The sequence below is a fragment of the Bacillus cereus group sp. RP29 genome (assembly GCF_040459765.1).
GTDB classification, from domain to species: domain Bacteria; phylum Bacillota; class Bacilli; order Bacillales; family Bacillaceae_G; genus Bacillus_A; species Bacillus_A paranthracis.
The window spans coordinates 1-9,564 of the sequence record NZ_JARVHN010000006.1 but is presented as its reverse complement, the minus strand read 5'-3'; the positions used below and the strand labels follow the sequence as shown (position 1 = coordinate 9,564).

Here is a 9,564-nt window from a genome sequence, read left to right as displayed (position 1 = left end):
TAGGAGAACGTGTTAAGAAGCAAGTAAGAATTATATATCTTAAAGATATAGCGGATGATGACACACTTAAAACACTTAAGGAGAAGTTTGAAAATATAAAAACTGATAATATAAGTGACAGTTCAGTATTGGCACAATGTCTTGAAGATAATCATTACTCATTTTTTCCACAGTTTATATTAACAGAGTTGCCCGATAGATTCCTCTACTCTATTTTAAACGGACGGATTGGTGTTCTTATAGATGAAAGTCCAATTGCTATTATTGGACCTGCTAATTTTTTTTCGTTTTTTGAATCAACAGAAGACATATATTTGAGATGGTCCTTAAGTACTTTTATAAGATTTATACGATTATTTGCTATGGCAGGGTCACTATTTCTTACAGCATTTTATGTTGCAACCATGACATTTCACTCTGAACTAATTCCATCTAAATTGTTACTTATAATTGGGCAATCACGTTCACAAGTTCCTTTTCCACCTTTGCTAGAAGCACTTTTACTCGAATTATTAATTGAATTACTTAGAGAGGCTGGGGCACGCCTTCCGTCAAAAGTAGGGCAAACAATGGGAATTGTTGGAGGTATTGTTATTGGCCAAGCAACTGTTGAGGCAGGTTTAACTAGCAACATTTTAATTATTATTGTGGCATTTAGTGCATTAGGGGCATTTACGGCTCCTATTTATGAAATGGGCACTGCTATAAGAATTGCTAGATTTCCTTTCATTATTCTAGCAGGTGTTGGGGGATTAAATGGGATTATTATCGGTGTCTGTGTAATGATGGTCCACTTGTTAAAATTGACATCATTAAACAAACCTTATCTTGCACCTCTATACCCTTTTAGGATTAAGGATATAAAATACTTCTTAATACGTCTACCCCACCATTTTTATATGAGACGTCCTGTTGTCAATCGCCCAAAAGATTCATTCCGCACAAGGTGGAGATTTAAAAAAACAGAAAAAGATTTAGATGAATTTTGAGGTGGATAATGAAATCAAATATTAGTTTTGTAAATGCCTATATGGCTTTCTTTATCATACACACTTCGCAAATTGGTATGGGCATACTTGGAGTCCCGAAAATTATTTATCTTGAATCTAAGAAAGATGCTTGGATCTCAGTTTTACTATCCGGTCTATTCATTAGTATTATCACTTGGATTATTATTAGCATACTTAAAAAACATGGAAACTGTAATCTTTATGAAATACACGAAAATTTATTTGGTCGCTTTATAGGAAGTATCATCAATACCTTAATTGTCATTTACTTTATTGCTGTACATTACTCTATCATCATCAGTTATCTTGAATTGTCCCTAACATGGGGATATGAAGGAGTTTATGAATGGGTAGGCACCTTAGCGCTATTATTAATAACAATTTATGCAGTATCAGGTGGATTCAGAGTAGTTGCAGGGATATGCTTCTTATCCTTTTTAATGACTATATGGCTGCTATTTGTGATGTATCAACCACTTGATTCCATAAACTTAACTAGAATTTTACCCATCATGTCGACAACTCCGTCAGAAATGATGAAAGGAGTTTTTAAAAGCAGTTATACAATGTTGGGTTTTGAGACTTTATTTTTTATTTTTCCTTTTATAAAGGAGAAAAAAAAACTACTTCTATTCAGTCAATTAGCAATCTGGTTTACCACACTTCTTGTTTTAATTGCAACTGTTATTTCTATATTATTTTATAGCCCTAAAGAATTAGAAAAACAGATCTGGCCTATTGTCAGTATAATAAGCGCTGTCCATTTTCCATTTATTGAGCGCTTTGAATCTATAGCAGTTTCATTATGGATATTAGTTATTTTTCAAAATTTATGTATAATCCTATTCATTTCTTCCAAAGGAGTTAAACAAATATTTCATTTAAAACTAAAACATGGAATATGGGTAATCTCAATAATCATTTTTATCACGAGTTTTTTTATCACAAAAAGAGTCGACAATAACCTTTTGATTGATAAAGTTGGTCAAGTAGGCTTTTACCTATGGTTTATCTATCCAATATTCTTATATTTCATTTCAATCATTAAATCTAAAATCTTTTCACGTTCAAAACGGAGTTGAAAAAATGAAAATACGGCTTATTCTACTTTGTGTCTTTCTCTGTACGGCATGTATGCCACCTGAAAAAATATTAGAAAGGCAAGGACTTTCAACTATTATTGGTTTTGACTTACTTGATGAGAATACATACAAAGGCACTATTAGCTTGTTACAATTCGACCGTAAAGAAGAAAAGACGAGTGTAACCATTTCTGCCGTCGGAACTACAAGCAAACAAATAAGACAAAATTTAGAACAACAGACAAGCCACCACCTTACTTCTGGTCAATTAAGGACCATACTGTTTAATAAAAATATGGCAGAAACAGTAGGAATTTCTTCTTTTCTGGATACTATGCAACGAGATAGCAGTATCAGTTCTTTAATCTTTTTGGCCATTACTGATAATGCTGAGGAGACGATTAAAAATAAAAACTATGAAGAATATCCCGAAATGGGATCCTATATCTATCAACTATTGGATAAACACGAAAAGAAAGAAATGTTAGTCAACTCCAACTTGCATGATTTTATTTCCGCACTATATGAAATTGGTATCGATCCTACCTTACCTATTCTATCGAATGAGAATGGTGTAGCACCCTATTTAGATGGGGTTGCATTATTTAGGGATGATAAAATAGTTGGTTCTATTTCCATGAAAAAAACCCTGTATATAAAATTATTCACCAATCATAATGCTTTTTTGGGGGATATAACTTTAAATATTCCTGCAGAGGTATTAGAAGAAAAGGGAATAAAACTAGTCGAAAAGCAAAAAGGAGATAAATTTAATATTACAATTCACCCAATAAAGTACCGCGGAAATGTTGAATTATCTCAGGAAGAGTCGGTTAATTTAAATGCATCTATTTTAGTTTCAACTATAGAATTACAGCCTTCTGTTACTCTTAAAAATAAGGAATCAATAAAAAAAATGGAGCTAATAATTGAAGAAGAACTAAACAAAGAATTCGGGGATATTCTTGAGGAGTTTAGAAAATTAAATACTGATCCAATTGGCATTGGAAGAAAAATAAAAAGTATAAGAAAATATTCCAATTTAAATGAAAAAGATTTGAGAGGAAAATATTCCACATTAAATTTAAAACCAAATATTAAGGTAGAAATAAAACGAACTGGGACAGTTGATTAGTTCACGAATTACTTGTGAAGAACCTCATTTACTTATGAAAAGCTCACCGAGGTTGATATTAAACTTATCTTCCAATAGTTCAATAATTGTATGTAAAACCATAATTAACTACAATCCTTATTCAACAATCTGGCCCTATTGCGGAACAAAAATAAAAGAGCTCTCTTCAGTCATACTGCGGCTGGTTAGTTTAATAAAATTAGCCCCATAAACGGACATTTATGGGGCTGGTCCTTAAGAGAAGGGGTTAAATGACGATACAGTTCTTCAGAAAATAGTTGTAATTCATCTTGAATCGAAAGATTCATAAAAAATGTCACCCTTTCTAGCTAGCTTTTTAGAAAGAATAACGTTTTTTGTCACTTGGGGGTAGTGAAAATTCTTAAGTTGATGGGCATGGGGTAGCATCAGGATTATGCGGATTTACAACGTTAAGACAAAAAACCTTGTATCAATAGAGTACACTCTATTGATATATAATTGTACTTGAAAAATCACGTCTCTTACTGACCTTAAATTCAAAAAATCTAAACAATCTGCTTTTAATCGGTTTACGATGACATTACCAACCATAAGCATCCCCAGCTGTCCTTCTCCTTCAGCTTCTGCTCTCATCATCCTTGCCATCAGTGCAACATCACTTTCGGTATATTTCACTCGTTACACCTTTATCACTCCTTTTATTGAATTATATGAACAGTGCTCAACAAAAATACGTTGTTGTCGATTCCTAATGAACCTGTTTAAATATGAAAAAATCAGGGAAACATATGAATGATAAATGAAGGAGGAATGCAATTATGGCATCAACACCATATGACCCATTTAGACAATTGGTAAATATGCGAAGAGATTTTGACCGTATCTTTTCTGAATTACCGTTTGATTTTGGAGGGGATAAAAATCACTTTGGAAACATTAAGGTAGATGTTTATGAAACTGAAAATGAAGTTGTGGCAACATGTGATATACCTGGACTTGAAAAGAGCGAAGACGTGAACATTGATATTGAAAATAATGTATTAACCATTAGTGGTTCTATGAATAAAACAAATGAAACAAAAGAAAAGAATATGTATAGAAAAGAACGTTACACAGGCAGTTTCCAACGAGTTATAACACTTCCTAGTCCTGTAACTATTGAAGGTGTATCTGCGACATACAAAAACGGTGTGTTAGAAGTAAAAATGCCAAAAACAACACCAAATAATAAAAAGAAAATTGATGTGGATTTTCATTAAAAATGGGCGATTTATATCAAGTGATGAAAGAATTCAAAAGGGACTATTTAGAGGAAATATCTAATATACAGCCAGAATTAGTGGACCTGCTTATACTAACTTGTCATTCTTCAGAAATTAAAAAAAAAGCTATATTAGATGAACTTACTCATAACATTAAATTATCATATATGAAAAATAATATGAATAATCTTTCGATTAGCAATCGCTGAATAAGGACTGTCGAATACGACAGTCCTGTTATTAAGGGTAGCATCAGGATTATGCGGATTTACAACGTTAAGACAAAAAACCTTGTATCAATAGGGTCTACTCTATTGATATGGAATCAATAATACGTAAAATAAGAGTTTTGAATGTATCATATGACTTGTCTCAAAACCCTTATCGTTGTTAAGTTAGCCTTTTTTTCTTCTCAGAATTGCTTAACGTTGTAAATCCGCATTTTCGGGACTGTACCCCTATTAGAAATAGTAAAAAGAATCTTCAATTTAAGATCCTTTTTTTATGCCGATAACGAGAATTATGTGAACATGAAAGTCCCCCAGTCAAACAATCTGGAGGACTTTTTTTATGGTTTGTTCTTGTCTTTTGGTCTTACATTTGCTTTTTGGCTAGAGTGCTGGCTCGTCGTGTGGGGGCGAAACCCCACGTATTACGTATCTATTTTTTGAATAAGGACTATTTTGGAACGAATGATCTAAGCGGTTCGGCTCGTATACTTGCTTGTCCAAGTCGAGAACCATTGTTTTGCTTTTTGTCTGTCGGCTTGGCGAGAAAAGCACACGAGCCGAAAAAACTTCTGCAAGGATGGAGCAAAGCGGAAAAGGTGGAGATTTTTTGAGTGTTTTTCTCAAAAAATACTACCTGTTCCTTGTAGAAGTTTTAGCTCTTAAGGAAAAAAAGAAAAAAAGACCAACTTTTAGTTGGTCTTTTTTAAAATATCAAAGGGGCTAAATAGCCCCTTTGATATTAGAAGAGAGGAAACGTGCATAAAAAGTGGGATAAACCCAGTTATATCAACGGATTTCACGTTTTTGCTTGTGTTCATATTTGATAGCAATTGTGTTCATTTTTGAAGATGTCTGTATTCTTTTTGTGAACACAATTGTATTTTTTATATAAGTATGTTAGTGTTCTTATAAAGAGTTATTTGGTGTTCAGGTATGAATACACATTGAATATATATTAAATACATATTGGGGGATATTTCATGGAAAAACATGCCGAGAATTTAGAATATCATGCAGAAACTCAAACATTAGTTGGTCAAAAGAAACGAGAATTAGTAGACACTGAAACTGGAGAAGTTATTCATGTAGACCAAATAACCAAAAGAGTATATGGAACTAAGAATTTTTGGAAGATGTACTTAATGGATTTCTTAACAGTTCTAGGAATCATAGACAACAAACAACTAGATGTTTTTATATACATAGCGGAAAATACAAACCAATCTAACAATCTTTTTATAGGTACATATAGAAGTATCTCAAAAGATGTTGGTGTCGGTGTAAGTACAGTGACACGTATTATGAAAAAACTACAAGAAAGTAATTTTATCAAGAAAAAACAAAATGGCGTTTATATCGTAAATCCTAACATCATGATGAAAGGGAACGATACAAAACGACAAATATTATTAAGTTATTACGAAGAAGATAAGCCTTTAAATTCTATCGACGTATTAAGAGGGAAACAAAAGGCTCTTCCAGAACAAGAAACAACAAAAAACGAATCAAAAAAATTAGGATTGGAGACGAAAAACAATGATTGAGGGCGTTGAATTAAATATTTATTTAGATGACGATACAATATCATTTAGTCTATCTCCTGTACAAACAGAAGTTATATTTAAAGCATTGGGACTACAATTTGATGCAAAGACACAAACATTAAGTTCATTTAGTGACAACAGTTTACAAAAACATGTTCTTCCTAAAATTAATTTTGTACCTAAATAAAAAGCATTACATCCATTGATGTAATGCTTTTTATTTATCCTCATATTCATGAAGTTCAATCACATTTTCTGAATCACCAATAATACGAGCATATTCTAAACCACCATCTACTCCCACTGATCCGCATGAACAATACTTAAAATCATGAGTAAATTTAGATTCAATTACGTCACCACATTTTCGGCATTGAATTGCATTTCTCCTTAGCTTTTTCATTCATAATCCTCCTATCAAAGTTCTCGTTCATTTCCACGTTCTTTTCTTTGTTGCTTTTGTTCAGTCGCAAGAAACTTTGATGCTGATTCATATCCTTTTTTCTCATTTTCATTCAATGCTTTTTCCGAATACCTAAGAGAACTAAATCTATTTATAGATCCATTTACTTTTCTCTTACAAAAACCAATTATTTCATGAAATCTCGGAATTTCTTTCGGAATAAACTTCTCATAAAATTTATTCATTTCATCAAATAATTTTGCTAGACGTTCATATTTGCCCTTATATGGCTTTAACCCTTCATTTTCTTTTTCTAAACGCTTCACTGTTGTATGTAAATCTGTATTATTCGCTTGTAACGCTTCATTCTTACGATGTAACGTCATATTTTCGCGTTTAAAGGCTTCTGATGCCTTTGCCTTAGTTTTGAGTTCCTCAAAGTCTTCTACGCTCATTTCAACAGTTTTAGAGCGTAAAATACCACCTTTATGTTTAACTTCCATCTTATCAACTTTATTTGTTGATTTCACTGCGTTTTGTAATTGATTTAAACGAGATTCTAATTGTTCCATTTGTTTATTTACTACTTCTTTTTTCTGTAGACATTGTCCGATTTCAGTTTCTAGTGCTTTTATCTCTTCTTTTGCGGTCATTGCCTTGAATTTTCGCATTTCTACATGCTTTTTATCACTTGATACACCACGTTCCAAATAAAAGCCCTTTTCTACCATGTGAGCATGAAAATCATCCTGGAGTGAAACCAATTCTTTTCGGTTAAAAATTTGTTTGGCTGATAACTTATTTTCTTCCGTTACTGGAACCATACCAACGTGCATATGAGGTGTTTTCTCATCCAAATGTACCGCTGCATGCACAATATTACGTTCACCATATCTATCTTTTAAAAAACTATACGCTTCTTTAAAAAATACTTTTTGTTGAGCTGGATCAACCATATCTAATACATCAAAAAATTCTCTATCACTTGTAACAACAAATTCGCACATCACAACCGCATCTTTTCGAATCGCTCGATTGGTCTCTACATTCTGTTCAATTTTGTCTTTCACTGTTTTCAAATAATCAATGTGGCCATCATTATGTAAATCATAATTTAGATGTGTTCGCTCCGATTCAATATCATGATTTGTGTGACTCTCTTTTTCTCGCTGATTATGAATCTGAATTCCCTTCACATCTCGCATTTTAAATTTCTGCATTCGGCAAATTGCATAACTCATTTTTTCGCCTCTTTTCCATAGGTTCTACGTCCTTATCAGTCCCTAGAACCATATAAAGTATATATACTTCTCTACTGTTTTTCGGTGGACTTCCATGTAAAGTATAGCACACTATACTTTACTATCGTAAAGGTGTGCCCTGCGGGGCTATTCGGCAAGCCGAATCAAACCTCGGACTTTGTCCGAACCTACAAGGGGAACTCTTCCCCTTGACCCCCTCAATCGAACTCCCCAACCCCTCAATCCTTGAGGGGCTCCCTCGCCGGTTGGCAAGAACAAACAGTAGTTTGTTCAGTGCCGAGAGGGTTCGGGTATAGTCCAGTTGGTCAAGTCAAATACTCCCTTCGCTTCGCTAGGTCCGTTTTGATTGACCAACACACGCAACGACCTCTATTGATCGTCTTCATTTTCCTCTCGTTTTTTTCACCGCATATTCATATAATCGTTCATTAAACCCTTTATCTATCTTTAAAAATTGCTTCTCAGGATTATAACGTTCCTCTACTTCTTTCATTAGCAATACTTCTGGTTCCGGCATCTCATATTTTCCTTCAACAATAATTGGTCGAGCTGGTTGTATTTTCACTTGTAACGAAGTTAATTTACAAAACTGTGGTACAGAAAGTTCTCTCATCTTTGCTAACATTTCTAACTTCTCATATTGTTCTTCATTCACTGTAAACTTGACTTGAATCGTTTTCTCTTTGTCCATTTTAGTACCTCCACAATGTACTTTTTAGTACATATAATTGTACCATTACGTACCATAAAACCCAAGTATTACAGAAGTAGAAATTTAAGTTTTTACTTCTGTAATAGGGGTACCGCCAGCATTTCGGAAAAAATCTACGCTAAGAACATGCGAGATTTTATACAGTTTTTTGGCTAATAATCTAGTAACAAACGAGAACCCGAAAACCCACGCCAGGATAGGAATGTATAAAATGATGCATAGAATAATACAAAAAGAAAACGTACAACCCCAATTGTATCAAAGGTTTGTACGTTTTCTTTGCTACCGAATGTTGTTGGTTACCATCTAAAATTCCTTGTTCCATATTCGTTTCAGAACCATAGGTCCTAAAATTACTCTCAATCCTTACTTCTTTATTAAAACAAGTATAAAATGATTCCTACTTCAAATACTAAAAAAAAACTATTGAAGGATATGATTCAAATGACACTCCATCTAAATAAAAATAACTGCCCTAATTATGAAAAAATTAAATACATCCTCAACGAATCACCAGACTTAATGTGTAGAACACTTGAAGTTGGTGGAGATTGTCTCGAAGTTATTTTCATGAAAAATTTAATTAAACAAGAGTTTCTAAATGAGTATGTAATTAAATACATTCAACAACTTCCGATAGAATACATAACTTACTCTTATTTATTGAAAAACATACCAATGAACGAAGTAAAGAAAAACCTTAAGGAACAAGAGATTATCTCTTCCCTCTTAAATGGATTCGCTTATATTTACTTATCAGACGAAAGTAAAGCATTTATGGTAAATTGCGCCAACCCTATTGAAAGATCTATTGAGAAAGCAGAAACAGAATCATTGGTATACGGTCCTAAAATATCGTTTACAGAATCATTATCTTCTAACATTAAAATTATAAGACGAAATCTAAATGATTCTAATTTGTGTACAGATGAATTAAAAAAA

The 9,564-nt window shown here is 33.0% G+C and carries 11 protein-coding genes and 1 pseudogene; 7 read left to right on the top strand and 5 right to left on the bottom strand.

The window, feature by feature from the left end; genetic code table 11:
• The 3 genes from QCI47_RS30215 to QCI47_RS30205 form a co-directional block, all read left to right on the top strand.
• On the top strand, positions 1 to 989 hold a 989-nt coding region (locus QCI47_RS30215), incomplete at its 5' end, for a spore germination protein (RefSeq protein WP_353812092.1).
• Between the two features lie 8 nt (positions 990 to 997).
• Positions 998 to 2,092: a GerAB/ArcD/ProY family transporter gene (locus QCI47_RS30210; RefSeq protein WP_353812091.1), complete on the top strand. Its 1,095-nt coding sequence runs from the start codon at positions 998 to 1,000 to the stop codon at positions 2,090 to 2,092.
• 4 nt (positions 2,093 to 2,096) lie between these two features.
• Positions 2,097 to 3,227: a Ger(x)C family spore germination protein gene (locus QCI47_RS30205; protein ID WP_353812090.1), complete on the top strand. Its 1,131-nt coding sequence runs from the start codon at positions 2,097 to 2,099 to the stop codon at positions 3,225 to 3,227.
• A 185-nt stretch (positions 3,228 to 3,412) separates the two neighbouring features.
• Here QCI47_RS30205 and QCI47_RS30200 read toward each other — a convergent pair whose 3' ends face one another.
• Both QCI47_RS30200 and QCI47_RS30195 read right to left on the bottom strand, forming a co-directional pair.
• Complete coding sequence (locus QCI47_RS30200) at positions 3,413 to 3,535, bottom strand: hypothetical protein (protein WP_270734640.1); 123 nt, start codon at positions 3,533 to 3,535, stop codon at positions 3,413 to 3,415.
• 172 nt (positions 3,536 to 3,707) lie between these two features.
• Positions 3,708 to 3,854, bottom strand: a pseudogene (locus tag QCI47_RS30195) (cell wall hydrolase); the annotation flags it as partial.
• 173 nt (positions 3,855 to 4,027) lie between these two features.
• Between QCI47_RS30195 and QCI47_RS30190 the strand changes: the two are divergent.
• The 3 genes from QCI47_RS30190 to QCI47_RS30180 all read left to right on the top strand — a co-directional run bounded on the left by QCI47_RS30190 (position 4,028) and on the right by QCI47_RS30180 (position 6,432).
• Positions 4,028 to 4,468, top strand: coding sequence for an Hsp20/alpha crystallin family protein (locus QCI47_RS30190; RefSeq protein WP_000168945.1), 441 nt, complete (start codon positions 4,028 to 4,030; stop codon positions 4,466 to 4,468).
• Positions 4,469 to 5,681: 1,213 nt separating this feature from the next.
• Positions 5,682 to 6,245 (top strand): replication/maintenance protein RepL, encoded by a 564-nt coding sequence (locus QCI47_RS30185; RefSeq protein ID WP_012552730.1) that lies wholly within the window; start codon positions 5,682 to 5,684, stop codon positions 6,243 to 6,245.
• A complete protein-coding gene (locus tag QCI47_RS30180; RefSeq protein ID WP_012552733.1) occupies positions 6,238 to 6,432 on the top strand; it encodes a hypothetical protein in 195 nt (64 codons plus the stop codon). The genes QCI47_RS30185 and QCI47_RS30180 overlap by 8 nt, the downstream gene beginning before the upstream one ends.
• 30 nt (positions 6,433 to 6,462) lie before the next feature.
• Here QCI47_RS30180 and QCI47_RS30175 read toward each other — a convergent pair whose 3' ends face one another.
• The 3 genes from QCI47_RS30175 to QCI47_RS30165 form a co-directional block, all read right to left on the bottom strand.
• Positions 6,463 to 6,648 (bottom strand): DUF7695 domain-containing protein, encoded by a 186-nt coding sequence (locus QCI47_RS30175; protein WP_012552728.1) that lies wholly within the window; start codon positions 6,646 to 6,648, stop codon positions 6,463 to 6,465.
• A 14-nt stretch (positions 6,649 to 6,662) separates the two neighbouring features.
• Positions 6,663 to 7,889 (bottom strand): MobV family relaxase, encoded by a 1,227-nt coding sequence (mobV, locus tag QCI47_RS30170; RefSeq protein WP_012552726.1) that lies wholly within the window; start codon positions 7,887 to 7,889, stop codon positions 6,663 to 6,665.
• Between the two features lie 403 nt (positions 7,890 to 8,292).
• A complete protein-coding gene (locus tag QCI47_RS30165; protein WP_080349474.1) occupies positions 8,293 to 8,601 on the bottom strand; it encodes a hypothetical protein in 309 nt (102 codons plus the stop codon).
• A gap of 414 nt (positions 8,602 to 9,015) precedes the next feature.
• Here QCI47_RS30165 and QCI47_RS30160 point away from each other — a divergent pair.
• The coding region (locus QCI47_RS30160; protein WP_353812089.1) for a spore germination protein at positions 9,016 to 9,564 on the top strand (549 nt) is incomplete at its 3' end.

Coding starts and splice junctions, on each gene's coding strand:
- QCI47_RS30210 (WP_353812091.1), top strand. CDS start 998: ATGAAATCAAATATTAGTTTTGTAAATGCCTATATGGCTTTCTTTATC.
- QCI47_RS30190 (WP_000168945.1), top strand. CDS start 4,028: ATGGCATCAACACCATATGACCCATTTAGACAATTGGTAAATATGCGA.
- QCI47_RS30175 (WP_012552728.1), bottom strand. CDS start 6,648: ATGAAAAAGCTAAGGAGAAATGCAATTCAATGCCGAAAATGTGGTGAC.
- QCI47_RS30180 (WP_012552733.1), top strand. CDS start 6,238: ATGATTGAGGGCGTTGAATTAAATATTTATTTAGATGACGATACAATA.
- QCI47_RS30200 (WP_270734640.1), bottom strand. CDS start 3,535: ATGAATCTTTCGATTCAAGATGAATTACAACTATTTTCTGAAGAACTG.
- QCI47_RS30185 (WP_012552730.1), top strand. CDS start 5,682: ATGGAAAAACATGCCGAGAATTTAGAATATCATGCAGAAACTCAAACA.
- mobV (WP_012552726.1), bottom strand. CDS start 7,889: ATGAGTTATGCAATTTGCCGAATGCAGAAATTTAAAATGCGAGATGTG.
- QCI47_RS30165 (WP_080349474.1), bottom strand. CDS start 8,601: ATGGACAAAGAGAAAACGATTCAAGTCAAGTTTACAGTGAATGAAGAA.
- QCI47_RS30205 (WP_353812090.1), top strand. CDS start 2,097: ATGAAAATACGGCTTATTCTACTTTGTGTCTTTCTCTGTACGGCATGT.